The sequence below is a fragment of the Halorubrum miltondacostae genome, from assembly GCF_041379815.1.
In the GTDB taxonomy this organism is placed as follows: domain Archaea; phylum Halobacteriota; class Halobacteria; order Halobacteriales; family Haloferacaceae; genus Halorubrum; species Halorubrum miltondacostae.
Map to the genome: position 1 here is coordinate 106,963 of NZ_JBEDNY010000004.1, position 17,826 is coordinate 124,788.

Below are 17,826 nucleotides of genomic sequence, written 5' to 3' on the forward strand. Positions count from 1 at the left end.
GCTTCGAGTATCACAGGAACCACCCCCCGGTCGCGCCGAGCACGAGCAGCAGCGCGACGAGGCCGAAGGTGAGCAGGGCGGCGTACTGCGAGACGATCCCCGACTGGAGCTGGCGGATCCGCCCGCCGCCGGTGAGGCTCACCGAGGAGACGGCGTTCACGACGCCGTCGATGATCCCCTGGTCGAAGGTGTTCGCGCCGCCCGCGATGTCTTCCGTCCGATACGCGAGCCAGACCTGCAGTTCGTCGAGGTAGTAGTTATTGTACAGCACGTCTTTGATGCCGCCGAGCTTGGCGGTGTGTTCCGTCGGCGACGCCACGTTGTAGAGCCGCCAGGCGAGTCCGAGTCCGAGCAGCGCGAGGCCGAGCGAGACGGCCGCGCCGACGAGGACGGTCCCGACCTCACCGCCGACGAGGTACCCGCTGCTGTACGGGCTCAGGTCGGCGTAGTGGTGCGAGGAGAGGCCGTCGATACCGCCCCAGTGGTTGTCGAGCCACAGGTGGAGCAGGTCGATCCCTTCGAGGCCGAGCACCTTCTGGACCGGCACCATGTTGATGAAGCCGGTGACGACCGCGAGCGAGCCGAGGACCGTCAGCGGTCCCTTCACGTTCCAGCGGACAGGGACGGGGTCGCGCGCGGTGTCGCTCCGCGGCTCGCCGTGGAAGGTGAGGAACACCATGCGGAAGGTGTAGAACGCGGTGACCGGCACCGCGAGCAGCCCCATGACGTACCCGCCGAGCAGCAGCGGGTCGTTGAGGCCGTGGACGAGCGCCTCGTAGAGGATCTCGTCTTTCGACCAGAAGCCGGCGAACGGGAAGATGCCCGCGAGCGCCAGCGACCCGGCGAGGAAGGTGTAGTAGGTGACGGGCATCTTCGACTTCAGCCCGCCCATGTCCCACATGTCCTCGTTGTGGTGCATCGCGATGATGACCGCACCGGCCCCGAGGAACAGCAGCGCTTTGAAGAACGCGTGGGTGGTCAGGTGGAAGACCGCGGCCACGTACCCGCCCGAGCCGAGCGCGAGCATCATGTACCCGTACTGCGAGATGGTGGAGTACGCGAGCACCTGCTTCAGCTCGTCTTTCACGAGCCCCATCGTCGCCGCGAACAGCGCCGTGAAGCCGCCGATGAAGGCGATGACCGCCAGCGTCGTCGGGGTCAACACGTAGAAGCCGTACATCCGCGCGACGAGGTAGACGCCGGCCGCGACCATCGTCGCGGCGTGGATGAGCGCGGAGACGGGCGTCGGGCCCTCCATCGCGTCGGGGAGCCACGTGTGAAGCGGGAACTGCGCGGACTTCCCGACGACGCCGCCCAGCACGAGCAGGCCGACGACCGTCAGCCACGTCCCGAGGTCGAGTCCGCCGGGCGTCCACGCGACCGATCCCTCACCGCCGAGTGCCGCCTCGGCGAGGTGCGGGAACGATTCGGGGCCGGCGAACTGCGCCGTCCCGAAGGTGGCGAGCACCGCGACGACGCCGACGAGGAAGAAGTAGTCACCGAAGCGGGTGACGAGGAACGCCTTCTTCGCCGCCGACGGCGGGCCCGGCTCCCGGAAGTTGAAGCCGATGAGCAGGTACGAGCAGAGCCCGACCAGCTCGAAGAACATGAACGCCATCAGCAGGTTGTCGGCGACGACGAAGCCGAGCATCGAGGCCGTGAACAGGCCGAGGCCGGCGTAGTAGCGCGGGAGGCCGGTCTCGCCCTCGTCGTTCATGTAACCGAGCGAGAACACGTGGACTAAGAGTGCCACGAGCGTCACGATGACGAGCATCAGCGCCGACAGCGGGTCGATCAGGACGCCGAACGTGAGCTCGATCTCGGTCGGCCCGATCCCCGCGCCGCCCTCGCCGGCCCAGTGGTACAGCGTCTCGTTGTACGCCTGTCCGCCCGCGACGGTGACGGCGACCCAGATCGACAGCAGGAACGAGCCCGCAGTCGCCGCGATGCCGCCGAAGGCGCCGCCCTTCGGGAGGTACCTCCCCGCGCCGAGCGCGACTAGGAACGAGAAGAACGGGAGGAGTACGATCGCCGGAACGTATGCGAATGCGTTCACCATCTTACCACCTCATCTCCGCGGGAACAGTCACGTCAGTCGTGCCGAAGTTGCGGTATAACACGAGTATGATGCCGATGCCGATCGCGACCTCCGCGGCGGCGAGCGCGATGACGAACAGCGCGAACACCTGCCCGGTGAGGTCGCCGTAGTACAGCGCGAACGCGACGAAGTTGATGTTGGCCGCGTTCATCATGAGCTCGACGCTCATGAGGAAGTACAGCACGTTCCGCCGCGTCAGCACGCCGAACAGCCCGATACAGAACACCGCCGACGCCAGCAGTAGGTACCACGTCGGCGGGATCGAAGACGCGACGGCGGTCACTTCCGGTCACCTCCGTCGCGGCCGCCGTCGGTGAACGCCCCGCCGACCGCGGAGACGACGGACCCGTCCTCCTCGCGTTTCGCGAGGTAGACGGCGCCGTCGACCGCCACGTCGAGCGCGACCGCGGCGATCAGGAACGCCGCGAGGAACCCCTCGGCGGGGACCGTCGCGACGTCGTACGCGCCGAGGTCGAAGAGGGCGTACCCGATGTTGTGGACGATGGAAGCGTCGGCCGGGAACCCGGCTGGCGCGGCGTCGAACGTCGCCGCGTTGATCGTCGCGACGAAGACGGCGAACAGTGCGCCCACGGCTATCGCGGGCAGGATCCGCGACCCGCGGCTCTCGTCGTCGCTCACGCGCTACTCACCTCCGTGTCCGTCTCAGATCGCGTGAGCATCACGGCGAACGTGACCAGGATGAGGACCCCGCCCACGTAGACGAGGATCTGCATGGCGGCGATGAACTCCGCCCGCAGCATCACGTAGTGCACCGCGACGCTCGTGAGGGCTCCGCCCAGAAGCAGCGCGGCGTGGAACACGTCGCGCGCCAGGACGACCCCGAGGGCGAACGCCAGCGTGACCGCGGCGAACAGCCCGAACGCGATGGTAGGATAAACCATTGTGTTTGTCTCCTATGAGAACCCCTTTGAAGATTTCGAGACGAGCCCGCTACTGGTAGTCGACCTCGCCGTCGCCCTCCCCGATCCACGCGCCGCGATCGGGATTGCGGGACTCCAGCGGGTCGATCCCCTTGTACCACGGGACGTTCTTGAGCTGCTCTTTGTTGAACACGAAGTCGTCCTTCGTGTCCGCGGTGAACTCGAAGTTCTGGGTCAGCAGGATGGCGTCGACGGGGCAGACTTCCTCGCAGAGCCGGCAGTAGATACACTGCCCGATGTGGAGGTTGTACTGCTCGCCGTTACGCTGGTCGTCCTGAACGATCTGGATCGTATCGTTCGGGCAGACGTTCTCGCACTGCCGACACCAGATACACCGCTCCTGGCTGAACTTGTGGACCCCGCGGAACCGCGGGCTCACTTCGGGCGCGTCCTCCGGGTATTCCACCGTGAACGTGTTCCCGTCCAGCGCGTGCTTCATCGTCGTCGCCATGGATTTCATGAGTCCAATCATGTTACGCGATCACCCCCACGATTACGGCCGTGAGCACCAGGTTCGCGAACGACAGCACCAGCATTCCCTTCCAGCCGATCTCGATCAGCTGGTCGATACGGACGCGGGGCAGCGCCGCGCGGGCCCACTGCGTGAACAGGAAGAAGCCCCAGATCTTCACCACGAACCAGATGAAGCTGATACTCTCCGGACCGGGCCCGGAGGCCCCGCCGAGGAACGTCACGGCGAGGATCGCCCCGCCGAGGAAGATGTGGACGAACTCGCCGAGGTAGAAGAGGACGAAGTACGCCGAGGAGTACTCCGTCTGGTACCCGCCGACGATCTCGGTCGGCGCCTCGGGGATGTCGAACGGGTTCCGCCCGATCTCCGCCATGTTGGCCGTGAGGAACAGCACGAACGCGAACGGGTTCACGAGGGCGTACCACGACGGGATCGAGACGCCGGCGATCGTCACGAGCGTCTCGGTCTGCGCGCCGACGATGCCGCTCATCTGGAGCGTGCCGGAGAAGATCACGACCGACATCGCCGTGACGATGAGCGGGATCTCGTACGCGAGATTCTGCGCGACGGCGCGGAGGCCGCCGAGGAGCGAGTACTTGTTGTTCGACGCGTACCCGGCCATCACCAGCGAGACGGACGCGATGGACGCGAACGCGAACACCAGCGCGAACCCGACCTCGGGGTCCGCGAGGTGGAGGTTGATCGGGCCGAGCTGGCCCATCGGGATCACGGAGAAGCCGAGCAGCGCCGACGACGGCAGGATGATCGGCGCGATGTCCCACGAGGGACGGTCGACGCCCTCGGGGATGATGAGCTCCTTCGCGAGGAGCTGGATCGCGGCCGCCGGGATGATGAGCAGGCCGTAAGGCCCGATCCGGTCGACCGCGATCCGGTCGGTGAACGCGGCCGTGATCTTCCGTTTCGCCCACGGGCCCGCGACGCCCGTGAACGCGAGGATGATGTTCCCGACGACGAAGGCGGCGACGAGCGAGGCCGCGACCTCGCCGATGACGCTGTCGAGGCCGAGCGTGTCGACGATGAACTCGGGGAACAGCTGTGCGGGGGCCGTGCCCATCAGCGGTCCACCTCCCCGAGAACGACGTCGAGGCTACCGAGGGCCGCGATGACGTCGGGGATGTACTCCCCGTTCGCCATCTCCGGGAGCGTCTGGAGGTTCGAGAAGCACGGCGAGCGGATCTTGAACCGGGCCGGCTTGTCCGTGCCGTCCGCGCGGATGTAGATGCCGAGTTCGCCCTTCGCGCCCTCGACGGCGCGGTAGATCTCCGCGTCGTCGTCCGGGCGCAGCGTGCGCGGCACGTTCGCCTGGATGTTGCGCTCGTCTTCGGGCCAGTCCTCGAGCAGGTCGACGCACTGTTCGATGATCTTCGCGGACTCCTCGACCTCGCGCATCCGGACGAGGAGGCGGCTGAAGTTGTCGCCGCCGTCCTCGGTGACGACGTCCCAGTCGAGCTCGTCGTAGTAGCCGTACGGGTCGTCGCGGCGCAGGTCGTAGTCGACGCCCGAGCCGCGAGCGACGGGGCCGGTCGCGCCGTAGTTCTTCGCGACCTCCGGCGGCAGGATGCCGGTGTCGATCGTCCGCATCTGGAACACCTCGTTCGAGGTGATCAGGTTGTGGTACTCCTCGACGGACTCCGGGAGCTGGTCGAGGAAGTCCCGGGTCTTCGAGAAGAACTCCTCACGGGGTTCGGGCAGGTCCCAGACGACCCCGCCGAGCCGGAAGTAGTTGAACATCAGCCGCTGGCCCGTCAGGTCCTCCAAGAGGTTCTGGACGCGCTCGCGGTCGTTGATGGCGTACATGAACGTCGCCGTGAAGTCGCCGTTGATGTCGAGCGCGAACGTCGCGAGCGCGAGCATGTGCGCGGCGATCCGGCACATCTCCGCGCCCATCGTCCGGATGACCTGCGCGTACTCCGGGACCTCGATGTCCGCGAGGTCCTCTGCCGCGCGGGCGTACGCCCACTCGTTGAGCAGCCCCGCCGAGATGTAGTCCCAGCGGTCGGGGTACGGCATGATCTGGTGACGGTACGTGCCGGACTGCGCCATCTGCTCCTCGCTGCGGTGGAGGTAGCCGATGTCGGGCTCGACGTCGGCGACCTGCTCGCCGTCGAGGACGGTCTTCAGGTGGAGGACGCCGTGGGTCGCCGGGTGGTGCGGCCCGATGTTGAGGAACATCGTGTCGGACTCGGCGTCCTTGTGGTGGTCCTCGAGCGGGTTCGCGTGCGCCGGCAGCGTGGCGATCTGCGGCCGGTCCTTGTCGTAGTCCATCGACAGGGGGTGGCCCTGCCACGTCTCGGGGAGCAGGATCCGGCGGAGGTCGGGGTGGTCGTCGTACTCGATCCCGATCAGGTCGTACGCCTCCCGCTCGTGCCAGTCGGCCGTGCGGAAGACGGGCTCGGCCGACTCGGAGACCGGGTCGTCCTTGTCGGCCGGGACGACGATGCTGACCTCTTGGGTCGGGTCGTCGTACTTCTTCAGGTGGTAGATCGACTCGTAGCGGTTCTCGTACTCCTGTGCGGAGACGACGGAGAGGTGGTCGTACCCCGCCTGCTGTTTCAGGGTCCGGAGCGTCTCTTGTACGGTGTCCGGGCGGATGACGAACCCGGGCGCGTTCAGGTGGTCGTCGCGGTCGACGACGAGGTCGCCGAGCAGCGCCTCGATCTCGTCGGGCGTGCGCTCGACGTCGTCGTCGACGCTGTCTGGTCGTTCGAGGCTCATGGCGAATCAGCGAAGTTGTACCGCATGACGAGCTCGTCGTCGTCGATCTCGTCGGCCAGCTTGTCGACGAGCTCGTCGCGTTCGAGGTCGGAGAACTCTTCCAGCTCGTACGGCTTGACGGTGACGGGCGCGGCCTCGCCGTTGGCGACGCGCTCCTGGAGCTTCACGACGCCGTACACGAGCGCCTCGGGACGGGGCGGGCAGCCGGGGACGTGGATGTCGATCGGGATGACCTCCTCGGCGCCCTTGATCACGTTGTACCCCTCCTGGAACGGGCCGCCGGAGATGGTACACGAGCCCATGCCGACGACGAACTTCGGCTCGGGCATCTGGTCGTAGACGCGCTTCATGCGCGGGGCGAACTTCGAGACAATCGTCCCGGGGACGATCATCACGTCGGCCTGCCGCGGCGAGGCGCGGGGGACGCCCGACCCGAAGCGGTCGAGGTCGTGTTTCACCGCGTAGGTGTGCATCATCTCGATGCTACAGCAGGCGATGCCGAACTGCAGCATGAACATCGAGGAGCCCCGACACCAGTTCAGGAACTTGTCGAACTTGGTGAGGATGAACGGCGAGGAGCCGAACGCCTCCCGGAGCCGGGAATTGAACCGGTCTCCCTGCCCGGTCATCCGGGCGTCTCTGGTCTCGGTCACGACCTGCGATTCGTCGGTGATAAACGGTTGATCGCTGCTCATTAGTTGATGTCCTCGGTGGTTTTTCTGTTGGTCGCGCGCGGACTACGGGCCCAGCTGATCGCCCCCGACCGCCACGCCCAGACGAGTCCGACCGCGAGGATTCCGACGAAGGCCAACATCGGCCACAGCAGGTCGGCCATCGGAACGCCGGCCTGGACGGCCGGGCGGTAGATGACCGCCCACGGGAACAGCAACACGGTCTCGATGTCGAACACGACGAACAACAGCGCGACCATGTAGTACTGGATGTTGAACCGGATCCGCGTCCCGCCCGTCGGGGTCTCGCCGGACTCGTAGGTGGTACTTTTACCGGTCTCAGGCACGCTCGGACGGAGCAGCGCCGACACTGTCATCATCGCTATCGGGATGAGCAGGCCGACGACCGCCAAGGCGCCAATCGCTATCCAATCGCTCATATAGGTCTCCGTAACGTGCTGGGGTTTGGACCGCCCCCTCATAAGCGTTGAGTCTTGTGCGTCCGCGGGCGAGCGGGCCGGTACCGGCCGTTCGCGGTCGAAGCGCCTGCCAAGCGACGGAGCCTCCGCCGTCCGGCTCGCTGGGAGGCACAAAACGGGGGCGATGCGGTCCTGCGGCGGGAGCTCTCGAACCGCGGGCCCGCTACCGCTCGCGGAACCCGTCGAGACCGAGGTCGTGGAGGTCGACGGAGACGTCCGCGACGCCGGCCTTCTGCTCGTCGTGGAGGTCGATCAGACGCTCGGCGACGACCTCGTGTTCGCGCCCGAGGACCTGCGCCGCAGACAGCGCTGCATTGTACGACTTGCCGGCGTCGACCGCGACGATAGGGGCCCCGGTCGGCATCCCGATCACGGAGTCGACCGACTTCTCCTGGACCGGCACGCCGATCACGGGGACCGGGTACGCGATCGAGGCGGTCATGTTGGGGAGGTCGGCGGACTTCCCGCCCGCGCCCGCGACGATCACGTCCAGCCCTCGGGCCGTCGCCGTCTCCCCGTACGCGTACATCAGCTCCGGCGTCCGGTGCGCGGAGACGACGTAGCTCTCGTAGGTGAACCGCGCGTCCGGCGGGTCAGCGAAGTCGGTCTGCTCCGCGAAGCCGAGGTCGTCGAGCGCCTCGTACGCCCCCTCCATCGTCGGGAGGTCCGAGTCGGACCCCATGATGATCCCCACGTCTGGCGTGGTCGCCGGGTTGGCGTCGGCCGCCGCCTCCGATTCGAGCCGCTCGATCAGGTCGTCAACCGTCGTCATGGTCGGGCGTTCGGCGGAGGGCTACAAGGAACTCCCGGATGCGGCGACGCCGGGGCGAGGTGGAAGGCGAGGAGTCCGAACGCCGCTCGCGACGAGGGGGTCCCGCCCCGGCTACGCGTCGCGGAACGTCAGCCTGTCACGGAGGGCTCGCGCCCGCGAGAGCAGCGCGTCGCGGTCCGCACCGTCGTCCGGTGCGTCGGCGTGCGGGTCCGTCACCGTCACGTGCCCCATCTTGCGGAGCGGGTACACGTCCTCTTTCCCGTACCAGTGGAGGTCGGCGTCGGGCGCGGAGAAGATGGACTCGACGTTCCGGAGCGTGGCGGGTTCGGTTTCGTCCACGTCGCCAAGCACGTTGGCCGTGACCGCGGGCGCGACGAGGTCGGTCGGCCCGAGCGGCCAGCCGAGGACGGCGCGGACGTGGTTCTCGAACTGCGAGGTGCGCGCGCCCTCGATGGTCCAGTGGCCGGAGTTGTGCGGGCGCGGCGCGATCTCGTTGACCAACACGTCGCCCTCGCGGGTCTCGAACAGCTCAATCCCGTAGACGCCGCGGCCGTCGAGCACGTCGAGCACGTCGCGGGCGACCGACTCGGCCTCGGCGACGACCGCGTCGTCGGCCCGGGCGGGGCTGACGCTCTCGCGGAGGATCTCCTCGCGGTGGACCGTCTCCGTGACGGGGTAGGTCCGCGTCTCGCCGTCCGCGCCCTTCAGCCCCATCACGGCGACCTCCCGCTCGAAGTCGAGGAACTCCTCGGCCATTGCGGCCCCGCCGATCTCGTCGAGCGCGGCGGCGGCCTCATCCGGCGACTCGACCGGGACGTTGCCCCGGCCGTCGTAGCCGCCCTCGCGGGCCTTCAGCATGACGCCGCCGAACTCCTCGACGACGCGTTCGAGCCCCTCGGCGGTCGCGACCGCGACGAACTCGGGGACGGAGATCCCGGCGTCGGCGAGCGCCTCCTTCTGGACCAGCTTGTCCTGAATCGTCTCCAGCGTGGCCGGGTCGGGATGGACCGCCACGTCGTGCGCCGCGGCCGCGGCGGCCATGCGGTCCGGGTCCGCGAGCTCGATCTCGAACGTCAGGGCGTCGGCGCGGGCCGCCAGTTCGTCGATCGCGTCCGCGTCGTCGAAGTCGGCGACGATCTGGTCGGTCGCGACGGGCGCGGCCGGGCAGTCGGGGGTCGGGTCCAACACGACCAGGTCGACGCCGAGCGGCGCGGCCGCCTCGCCCAGCATTCGGCCCAGTTGGCCGCCGCCGACGACGCCGAGCGTCGGTCCCGGAAGAGTGATCGGCATGTGAGAGCCGCTACCCAACAGAGATGAATAAGTATTGCCAAAATGCGAAGCAGATATGCGTGAACACGGATCAGCGAGCCGAGGGCGAACCCTCCACGGGGGGCATGAAACCGGGTGGGCGGGTAGACCCCCGACTCAGAGGGAGACGCGTTCGAGGTCCGCCTCCAGTTCATTGACGAACTCGTTGTACGCGTCGACGAACCCGCGGAACCGGTCGGCGTACGCCCGGACGTCGGCCGCGGAGGGCGCCTCGTACTGCGAGAGGAGGTAGAACCCGCCCGAGCCGCCAACCCGAAGGTACGAGACGGCCCCCTCGTCGTACTTCAGCTCCCACCGGTCGCCATCGACGCGCGTCGCGAACGTCCCGTAGTCGTCGCTCTCGTAACGGTATATCTCCCCAGCGATCACCGAGCAGACGTCGCGGATCGCGTCGAGGACGCGGTCGCGCTCGGCCACAACGCCGTCGGTCGTCGCCGGCTCGGGGAACTCGGCGCTCACGCCGTCGAGGACGCCGGACAGGGAGTCGACGTGGTCGTTCCACGCCGCCACGAACGCCGCGTAGTCGTCGAGCGCGGTCGCCAGCGCGGCCGGCTCCGGCGGCTGCTTCGTGGAGATCACGTACGTGTCCGAGCCCGACTTCGGCGAGAACAGCAGGAACTCCAGCTCGCCCGCCTCGTGTTTCACCGTCCACTCACCGCCCGGCGTCGAAAGGGTCTCCCGGCCGTAGTCGCCGCCTTGGAGCCGGGCGAGCTGGTAGGCGATCTGTCCCGCGTGGTCGCGGACGGCGGCGACGAGCTCGTCGCGGTGCTCCGCGACGGCCGCGGCGTCCCGCACGTCGACGTCGATCCCGAGGTCTGCCTGCGTCGTCACGGGATCGTTCGGCGCGCCACGGGGTTAATCGGTTCGGGTGCCCACGGGTCGCAGGCCGAGCCCGACCGACCGGCGTCAGGCGATCGTCTCGCGCAGCTCGCGCACCCGCTCCGGCTCGTCGATTCCCGACCGGATCACGACCGCGGAGACGGCGTCGCCGTCGCGGACCGGCGCGTCGCCGCTCAGGATCGCGTCCGACTCCGTCTCCTCGGCCAGCCAGCGCCGCCCGCCGGCGATCGCCTCCCGGTTGAGCCACGCGGGCGGCCCCCCGACGACGAGCAGCGTCCGGTCGGCGCGCCCGTCCGGCACTTCGACGGTGCTCTTCCCGCGGGCCGCCTTGCGGATGACCGTCTCGATGGCCGACACTGCGGCGCTCGTGTCCACCTCGGCCGGCTCGTCGGAGCCGAACAGCCCGAGCCCGAACCGCGACCCCGAGTCCGGCGGCTCCACCGCCTGCGTCGCGCGGCCGATCGCCGCGATCTCGCCGTCGCTCCCCACCGCGCGGGCGACGTCGCTCGCGTCGAGCACCTGCTGGGGCGTCTCGGTCCCGTCCGGCGTCTCGCCGGCGCCGAACAACGCCGCGATCCGCTCGATCGCGGCCTCGTCGAGCCGGTCGCGGGCTCCGGGAAGCGTCTCGCCCGGCCGAAGCCACGCCGCGTTGTCGAACGGGAAGACCGCCGCACAGCGGTCCGAGAGCGCGTCGAGGGTCCGCGCGGCGTTCCGCTCGGCCAGCGGACGGTGAGGGGTCGGCGGCGACTCGCCTTCTCGGGGCCCGCCGGCCGGGCCGTCGTCGTCCGGCGCTTCCGTCTCGGCCGGGACTGGGAGGAACCCGAAGGCGTAGACCGGGGCGTCGTAGAGCCGTGAGAGCTCCTCGGCGAGTGCGGGGGCCGCACCCGCGCCGGCCGCGCCCCCGAGGCCGACGACGATCAGGAACGCCTCCGTGAGGAAGGGTTGTTGATCGTCCATCGCCCTGCCGAGTTCGCTGGCGTGGGCGTCGCCGAGGCGGCGTCCCGCGTGGAGGTCGCCCTCGAGTCCGTCCCCGCCCGCGGCGTCGCCGAACCGGTACCGCCGCTCCGCGCCGAGCGCGTCCAGCGCCCCGAGCGCGTCCATGTCGGTGTCGAAGGCGTTGACGCCCGCGAGGAACGGGTCGGCGTCGTGCGCGGCGGCGAGCCGGTCGGCGATCCGCCCGCCGGCCCCGCCGAGGCCGATGACGTGTAGTCGCATACGTGGCCCGGTCGGCGAGCGGGGATATATGACTTCGGCTCGCCGCGAACGAGCGCCCGGCGGGCGGCGTCGCGGATCCGGGCAGAAGCCGCGGCGCGGCGACCGCGGATCGCCTCAGAACTCGTCGATGCGGCGCTGTCGGTCGGGTATCTCCGGACATGGGTCCGGTTCCACGCCGAGCAGGCGCAGCAGCGCGGTGTTCGCGAACGTCAGCGCCAACACGAGGATGATCGGCGCGAGGAACAGCCCGTGGAAGCCGAAGACGACCGGACCGAAGATGTACGCGAGCATGAGCAGGCCGACGTGAGTCGTGTCGCCGCTGAAGTACGGCCGGAGGACGATGTCGGGGATGGTGTCGACGACCACGGCCGCGACGGCGAGGAAGCCGGCGACGTACACGAGCAGCGAGACGTCGCCGTCGAGCGCGATCGGGATCGACATCGCCGCCGCGACCGGGACGTAGACGATCTTCATCCCGATCACCGGGATCAGGCTCGCGACGCCGGTGAGCGCGCCGGCGAGCGTCGGGTAGGGGATCTCGACCGCCGCGGGGACGACAGCGTTGTACCCGAGGTAGGTGACCACCGCGATGATCGAGATGGCGATCACGTTGAGCAGGTTCCCGTACAGCACCGCCTCCAGTTCGTCGTCGGCGGTCTCGAGGTACTCGCGGACGACCGCGTCGTCGTCAAACCGGAGGAGCCACTCGTGGAACTGGGAACCGTCGATCAACAAGTAGTAGGTGACGACGGCGGTGATGAGGAGGTTCAGCGCGAGCCCCGAGAGGGTGCTCGCCAGCAGCGACGCCTGTTCGGAGACCAGCTCGATGAGGGGGTCGAACTGGCCGGAGCGGTACGCCGCGAGCAGCTCGTCCGTCGTCGGGTTCGACAGCGTCGCCAGGTCGCCGATCACCGAGTTCTCCGCGCCGATGGTGTCCGCGACCGGGTACGCCTCGATGAACCGCCGGGCCTCCAAGACGAGCAGCACCAACGTGTAGCTGACGAGCCCGATGAGCGGGAGACCGATGACGGACAGCGACACCACCGCGCGGACGCGCGTCGGCAGCCGGAAGCGTTCGAGCCGCTGGTAGAACCGCCGCGTCGAGTAGTAGAGGAAGACGGCGACCGTGAGCGGGGCGACGAACCGATAGGCCACGTAGCCGGCGACGACCGCGACCGCGATGCCGAAGAGGGCGACGACGAACCGCTTCTCGTCCATGGGCCACGGTCTCCAGCGTCCGGTATAAACTATGGTGGTCACCGCGGTCCACCGACCCCGTCGCGCGGATCCCAAAGCCCCTAACGGCGGGCGCTGAAGTGGGGGGTATGACCGACATTCACCCGGACCAGCGCGTCGCGGTGCTGGCGGACTCGCAGAACCTCTACCACTCGGCGCAGAGCGTCTACTCGCGGAACATCGACTACTCCGGGCTCCTCGACGGGGCCGTCGCGGACCGGTCGCTCGTCCGCGCAATCGCGTACGTGATCCGCGCGGACTCGCCCGAGGAGGAGAGCTTCTTCGAGGCGCTCCGCGACATCGGCTTCGAGACGAAGATCAAGGAGATCAAGACGTTCGCCGACGGCTCGAAGAAGGCCGACTGGGACCTCGGGATGAGCCTCGACGCGGTCTCGCTGGCGAGCCACGTCGACACGGTCGTCCTCTGTACCGGCGACGGCGACTTCGCGCGCCTCTGCTCGCACCTCCGACACGAGGGCGTCCGCGTGGAGGCGATGGGGTTCGGTAACTCCGCCGCCGACGAACTGATCGAGGCCGCCGACGACTTCGTCGACCTCGCCGAGGAGGAGGAGAAGTACCTGCTGTAGGAGTCGCCGAGCGGACCGCACTAGAGGAGCCACCGACGGCGGCGCGGCCGAAGGGCCGCCACCGGCACCGTACCCCGAGAGCTAGCCGAGCAGCGCCGCCACCGCACGCTCGACGGTCGCCGCGGCCGCCTCGACCTCGCGAACCCGGACGTACTCCCGCTCGGCGTGCGCGACCGCGCCGGCGTCGTCGGCGAGGTCGCCGGGGCCGAACACGACCGTCGGCGCCGGCGCGAAGTACGACGCCTCGGTCGCCGCGCCGAAGGGGCGCACGTCACCGCCCCGCTCTCCCGGCAGGCCGACCGCGTCGCCAGCGTCGCGTGCCGCGTCCGCGACGGTCCGGACGAGTTCGTGGTCCGTGTCCGTCGCGAACGCCTCCAAGAACGGCGACTCGCGGTCGGTCAGCGTGACCGCGGCGTCGACGTCGCGGTCGGGAGCGAGCGAAGCCCGCACCGCGTCCGCGAGCGACTTCCGGAACTCCGCGGCGCCCTCCGGCGGCACGCTCCGGCGGTCGACCGTTATCTCGCAGTCGGCCGGCACCTGGTTCGTCGCCGCGCCGCCCTCGATCACGGTCGGCGTGAGCTTCGGGGATCCAAGTTGCGGGTGAACGGTCGCGTCTGCGTCGAACGTCCGGATCGCGGCGAGCGCGTCCTCGGCCGCCGCGACCGCGTTCGCGCCGGCGAACTCCGCGGCGTGGGCGGCGGTCCCGGAGAGAGCCACGGTCGCCTGGAACCGCCCCTTCGCGGCGGTACAGGCGTCGAGCCCGGTCGGCTCCCCGACCAGAAACAGGTCGCCGTCGAGGCGGTCGTCGGTCCCCGGAAGCCGCCCGGTCAGCGCCGCAGCGCCGAGCGACAGCGCCTCCTCGTCGGGCGTGAGCGCGAGCGTGATCCGGCCGCGGTCCGGATCGGCGGTGAGGAAGCCCGCGAGGAGCGCCGCCAGCGGCCCCTTCGCGTCGCACGCCCCGCGACCGCGGATCACCGCCCCGCCGGCCGCGGCGTCCGACTCGGATTCGCCGCGCTCGTCGGCGGTCGCCTCGCCCCGCTCGAACGGGACGTGCGGCGTCACCGTGTCGAGGTGCGTGTTCAACACGAGGTGCGGACCCGCTTCGGGGGCCGGGGAGCGCGTCTCCGCGAGGACGCAGCCGTCCGCGACGACTCGGGGATCGGCCCCGCGCCGTTCGAGCGTCTCGACAACGAAGTCACGCATCTCGTCGGCCGACTCGTGAGAGGGGATCGCGACCGCGTCTTCGAGGAACGAGACCGGATCGAACGTCGGTCCACGGCCTGAGTCGGCGTCGCTCCCGTTGCTCATTGCGGGTCTGCGGGAATGGTTCCCGAGAACTCGTGGGCGACGGGCCCGGTCAGGGTGGCGTGGCCCGCGTCCGGGACGGTGATCTCCAGTTCGCCGCCCGGGGGCCGACTCACCGCGGCCTCGCCGTCGATCAGCCCGAGCCGGCGGGCGGCCGCGACGACTGCGACCGCGCCGGTGCCGCAGGAGCGCGTCTCGCCCTCGACGCCGCGCTCGAAGGTGCGCTGGTCGACGACCGCGGGCCCGTCGCCGCTCCCGTCGTCGACGACCGCCGCGAGGTTCACGTTCGCCCCCTCCGGGAAGACGTCGGCGTGTCGGACCGGGGGCGCGACCACGTCGAGGTCGACGGCGTCGATCCCGTCGGAGTCGTTGCGCCCGCCGTCGACGAACGCGACCGCGTGCGGGACGCCGGTGTTGACGGCGGTGACGGTCAGTCCCTCGACCCGTTCGTCGACCAGGGGGTCGTCCGCGTCGTGGCCCTCCCGAGCGACCGGAACGCGACGGGGGTCGAACGTCGGCACGCCCATCTCGATGGTGGCCGCGGTCGCGTCCGCGGTCACGGTGGCGCGGCGGGTGCCGGCCTGCGTGTCGATCATGAACTCGTGGTCGCCCGTCCGGTCGTGGGCCCAGCGCGCGACGACCCGCGCGCCGTTGCCGCACATCGTCGCGGTGGAGCCGTCCGGCTGGACTAACGTCATCACGACGCGGGTCGGATCGAACCGTTCCGCCACGCTGAGGAAGAGGACGCCGTCCGCGCCGCGTCGGTCGGAATGCGCGCCGCGTTCGTCGGCGTCGAGGTCGCGGCCGTCGACGCCCGTCTCGCGGTCGCAGTGCGCCCGCGCGAACGCCGCGCGGTCCCCGACGCTCTCGGCGGCCGCGTCGACGACGAGGAAGTCGTTGCCCGTGCCGTGGTACTTCTCCACCGGGACGGCGTGCGTGTTCATCGCTCGCCCCCCGGTCGCCCCGCCTCGCGTTCGACCGTCAGGAGGTCCCCGAGCGTCTCTCGGCGTCGGGTCGTGGTCACAGATCCGTCGTCGAGCGCGACCTCCGCGGGCCGCGGTCGTGAGTTGTATTGGCTCGCCATCTCGTATCCGTACGCGCCCGCGACACCGACCGCGAGGCGGTCCCCGCGGGCCGGCGCGGCGATCGCGCGGTCCTTGCCGAGGGTATCTCCGGTCTCACAGATAGGTCCGGCGACCGTGACAGGGGTTGCCTCCCGCTCGTCGACCGCCGGCTCCCCCTCGGCGCCGCCGAGGTTTCGGATCGGGTGGTACGCGTCGTACATCGTCGGGCGCAGGAGGTCCGTCATCCCCGCGTCGACGCCGACGACCGTCTCGTCCGGCGTCGGCTTCACGGTGTTTACCCGGGTTAGGAGGACGCCCGCGTCCGCGGCGACGTAGCGGCCGGGTTCGACCGCGAGCTCGACGCCCTCGGGGAGCGGCGCGACCGCGTCCCGAGTGGCGTTGGCGACGGCCGGCAGGTCGAGCGCCGGGGCGTCCTCCCGGTAGGGGACGCCGAACCCGCCGCCGACGTCGACATACTCAAGATCGAGGGACGTGGCCCCGGCCTCGTCCGGGTCGGTCAGCTCGCGCGCCAGCTCGCCCATCCGCGCGACCAGTTCGCGGTGGCTGTCGAGTTGGTCCGGGTCGATGCCGGAGCCCGCGTGGGCGTGGACCCCGACCACGTCGAAGCGCTCGGCCGCGTCCCGCGCCGCTTCTGCGGCGCGGTCGTAGGGGATTCCGAACTTCGCGGCCCCGCCGGTGGTGACCTTCTCGTGGTGGCCCGCGCCGACGCCGGGGTTCACGCGGACGCAGACCCGGCCGTCGTAGCCGCGCTCGGCCAGCCGGTCGAGGGTGTCGACCGCGCCGACCGTGACGGTGAGGGCAGGGTCGCGCTCTGCGACACCGACGACGTAGTCGAGGTCGCGGGCGGGCGGGTTGACCGCGGTGTAGTGGAGCCGCGCGCCGTCGAAGCCCGCCGCGAGCGCGCGGTCGACCTCGCCCGCCGAGGCGCACTCGGCGTCGAGACCGGCGTCGCGGACGGCCTCCAAGACGGCTTGGCCCGTGTGCGCCTTGACCGCGTACCGCACGTCGGCGTCGGGGAACGCCGCGCGCAGGCGCTCGCAGTTCTCGCGGACCCGGTCGAGGTCCTGAACGTACAGGGGCGTCTCGTGGGCGTCGGCCAGCCCGCGGAGGCTGGCGGCGTCCCAGTCGCTCACGCGACGGACCGAGGGGTTGTCGCCGGTCTCCCCGCCCGTCGCCGCCGCGGCCGCGTCGGAGTCGCTCATTCGCGGAGCGCGTCCTCCCGCCGGGTCGCCTCCAGCGTCTCCGCTTCGACGTGCGTCGCCACCACCGCGGGCTTGTACGCGCCGCCCTCGAAGAGGTCGTGGTCGCCGACAGACGACTCCACCATCCGAGTGAACGCGCGGCGCTCGGCCGGGAGGTGGCCGTAGATCACTTCCTCTTCGACGAGGTCGTAGACCGGGATCCGCGGCGTGAGCAGCGTGTTCTCGCCGACGACTGAGTTCTCACCGACGCGGAAGCCCGAGGTGACCCGGCAGCCCGCGCCCAACGAGACGCCGTCTTCGACGATTACTGGCGCGTCCTCGACGGGTTCGAGCACGCCGCCGATCAGCGTGTTCGCGCCGAGCTTGACGTCCGAGCCCAGCTGCGCGCAGGAGCCGACGGTGTCACAGGAGTCGACGAGCGTGCCGTCGCCCACGTACGCGCCCATGTTGACGAACGAGGGGCTCATCATGATACAGTCGCTCCCGAGGTACGCCCCGCGGCGGATGACGGTTCCGTCCGGCGTGTTACGCGTGCCGCGCGCCGCGAGGTCCTCGGTGTCGCGCAGCGGGAGCACGTCGTAGTAGGTGACGCCGCCGTACTCGCGCGGCTCCGTCTCGCGCAGGCCGAAGTTGAGCAGGATGCCCCGCTTGACCCACTCGTTGGCCTCCCACGAGGTCACGTCGTCGCCGGTCTTCTCCGCGGCGCGGACCTCGCCGGTCTCTAGGGCGGCGAGGAACTCATTGACGACGGCCGCGTCGGCGTCGGTCGCGTCCGCGGCGGTCAACCCGTCCTGATAGCGGTTCCAGAGGTCGGCGACGTCGGATTCGAGGCTCATTGGCTGGTGTATGGATGAGTGG

General features: G+C 69.9%; 19 protein-coding genes. 1 reads left to right on the forward strand and 18 read right to left on the reverse strand.

The window, feature by feature from the left end:
• Positions 1–10: 10 nt before the first annotated feature.
• From nuoL to ABNG04_RS12700, 14 genes are all read right to left on the reverse strand, one after another.
• Positions 11–2,059, reverse strand: a complete 2,049-nt coding sequence (gene nuoL / locus ABNG04_RS12635; protein ID WP_371162768.1) for an NADH-quinone oxidoreductase subunit L — start codon at positions 2,057–2,059, stop codon at positions 11–13.
• Position 2,060: 1 nt separating this feature from the next.
• Entirely contained in the window at positions 2,061–2,381 is a 321-nt protein-coding gene (nuoK, locus tag ABNG04_RS12640; protein WP_006113013.1) for an NADH-quinone oxidoreductase subunit NuoK, read from the reverse strand.
• A complete protein-coding gene (locus ABNG04_RS12645) occupies positions 2,378–2,737 on the reverse strand; it encodes a hypothetical protein (protein WP_371162769.1) in 360 nt (119 codons plus the stop codon). The genes nuoK and ABNG04_RS12645 overlap by 4 nt, the downstream gene beginning before the upstream one ends.
• Positions 2,734–3,000, reverse strand: coding sequence for an NADH-quinone oxidoreductase subunit J (locus ABNG04_RS12650; RefSeq protein ID WP_297887648.1), 267 nt, complete (start codon positions 2,998–3,000; stop codon positions 2,734–2,736). Before ABNG04_RS12650 ends, ABNG04_RS12645 begins: the two co-directional genes overlap by 4 nt.
• Positions 3,001–3,049: 49 nt before the next feature.
• Positions 3,050–3,511, reverse strand: a complete 462-nt coding sequence (locus tag ABNG04_RS12655) for a NuoI/complex I 23 kDa subunit family protein (protein ID WP_049931224.1) — start codon at positions 3,509–3,511, stop codon at positions 3,050–3,052.
• Position 3,512: 1 nt separating this feature from the next.
• Positions 3,513–4,586, reverse strand: coding sequence for a complex I subunit 1/NuoH family protein (locus ABNG04_RS12660; RefSeq protein WP_371162770.1), 1,074 nt, complete (start codon positions 4,584–4,586; stop codon positions 3,513–3,515).
• On the reverse strand, positions 4,586–6,247 hold the full coding sequence (locus ABNG04_RS12665) for an NADH-quinone oxidoreductase subunit D (protein WP_371162771.1): 1,662 nt from the start codon (positions 6,245–6,247) through the stop codon (positions 4,586–4,588). Before ABNG04_RS12665 ends, ABNG04_RS12660 begins: the two co-directional genes overlap by 1 nt.
• Positions 6,244–6,942 carry an NADH-quinone oxidoreductase subunit B gene (locus ABNG04_RS12670; protein WP_371162772.1) on the reverse strand — a complete coding sequence of 233 codons (699 nt, stop codon included), beginning with the start codon at positions 6,940–6,942 and terminating at the stop codon, positions 6,244–6,246. Before ABNG04_RS12670 ends, ABNG04_RS12665 begins: the two co-directional genes overlap by 4 nt.
• Entirely contained in the window at positions 6,942–7,358 is a 417-nt protein-coding gene (locus ABNG04_RS12675) for an NADH-quinone oxidoreductase subunit A (protein WP_371162773.1), read from the reverse strand. Before ABNG04_RS12675 ends, ABNG04_RS12670 begins: the two co-directional genes overlap by 1 nt.
• A gap of 202 nt (positions 7,359–7,560) precedes the next feature.
• Positions 7,561–8,169 (reverse strand): 5-(carboxyamino)imidazole ribonucleotide mutase, encoded by a 609-nt coding sequence (gene purE / locus ABNG04_RS12680; protein ID WP_371162774.1) that lies wholly within the window; start codon positions 8,167–8,169, stop codon positions 7,561–7,563.
• Between the two features lie 111 nt (positions 8,170–8,280).
• Positions 8,281–9,459, reverse strand: coding sequence for a 5-(carboxyamino)imidazole ribonucleotide synthase (purK, locus tag ABNG04_RS12685; RefSeq protein WP_371162775.1), 1,179 nt, complete (start codon positions 9,457–9,459; stop codon positions 8,281–8,283).
• Positions 9,460–9,594: 135 nt separating this feature from the next.
• Positions 9,595–10,329 carry a profilin-fold protein gene (locus ABNG04_RS12690; protein ID WP_371162776.1) on the reverse strand — a complete coding sequence of 245 codons (735 nt, stop codon included), beginning with the start codon at positions 10,327–10,329 and terminating at the stop codon, positions 9,595–9,597.
• A 75-nt stretch (positions 10,330–10,404) separates the two neighbouring features.
• Positions 10,405–11,553: an FtsZ/tubulin family protein gene (locus tag ABNG04_RS12695; protein ID WP_371162777.1), complete on the reverse strand. Its 1,149-nt coding sequence runs from the start codon at positions 11,551–11,553 to the stop codon at positions 10,405–10,407.
• Positions 11,554–11,667: 114 nt separating this feature from the next.
• A complete protein-coding gene (locus ABNG04_RS12700) occupies positions 11,668–12,771 on the reverse strand; it encodes an AI-2E family transporter (RefSeq protein WP_371162778.1) in 1,104 nt (367 codons plus the stop codon).
• 107 nt (positions 12,772–12,878) lie between these two features.
• On the opposite strand from ABNG04_RS12700, the gene ABNG04_RS12705 reads away from it, so the two are divergent.
• Positions 12,879–13,376: a LabA-like NYN domain-containing protein gene (locus ABNG04_RS12705; protein WP_371162779.1), complete on the forward strand. Its 498-nt coding sequence runs from the start codon at positions 12,879–12,881 to the stop codon at positions 13,374–13,376.
• Between the two features lie 81 nt (positions 13,377–13,457).
• Here ABNG04_RS12705 and ABNG04_RS12710 read toward each other — a convergent pair whose 3' ends face one another.
• Genes ABNG04_RS12710 through ABNG04_RS12725 form a run of 4 tightly spaced genes read right to left on the reverse strand, consistent with a single transcriptional unit; the run spans position 13,458 to position 17,804 of the window.
• Entirely contained in the window at positions 13,458–14,684 is a 1,227-nt protein-coding gene (locus tag ABNG04_RS12710) for a M20/M25/M40 family metallo-hydrolase (RefSeq protein ID WP_371162780.1), read from the reverse strand.
• Positions 14,681–15,625, reverse strand: coding sequence for a diaminopimelate epimerase (gene dapF, locus ABNG04_RS12715; RefSeq protein ID WP_371162781.1), 945 nt, complete (start codon positions 15,623–15,625; stop codon positions 14,681–14,683). The genes ABNG04_RS12710 and dapF overlap by 4 nt, the downstream gene beginning before the upstream one ends.
• Positions 15,622–16,968 (reverse strand): diaminopimelate decarboxylase, encoded by a 1,347-nt coding sequence (gene lysA, locus ABNG04_RS12720; RefSeq protein WP_371162782.1) that lies wholly within the window; start codon positions 16,966–16,968, stop codon positions 15,622–15,624. Before lysA ends, dapF begins: the two co-directional genes overlap by 4 nt.
• The gene (locus ABNG04_RS12725; RefSeq protein WP_371162783.1) at positions 16,965–17,804 is read right to left on the reverse strand and encodes a 2,3,4,5-tetrahydropyridine-2,6-dicarboxylate N-succinyltransferase; all 840 of its coding nucleotides are present in this window, start codon (positions 17,802–17,804) and stop codon (positions 16,965–16,967) included. The genes lysA and ABNG04_RS12725 overlap by 4 nt, the downstream gene beginning before the upstream one ends.
• Positions 17,805–17,826 lie beyond the last annotated feature (22 nt).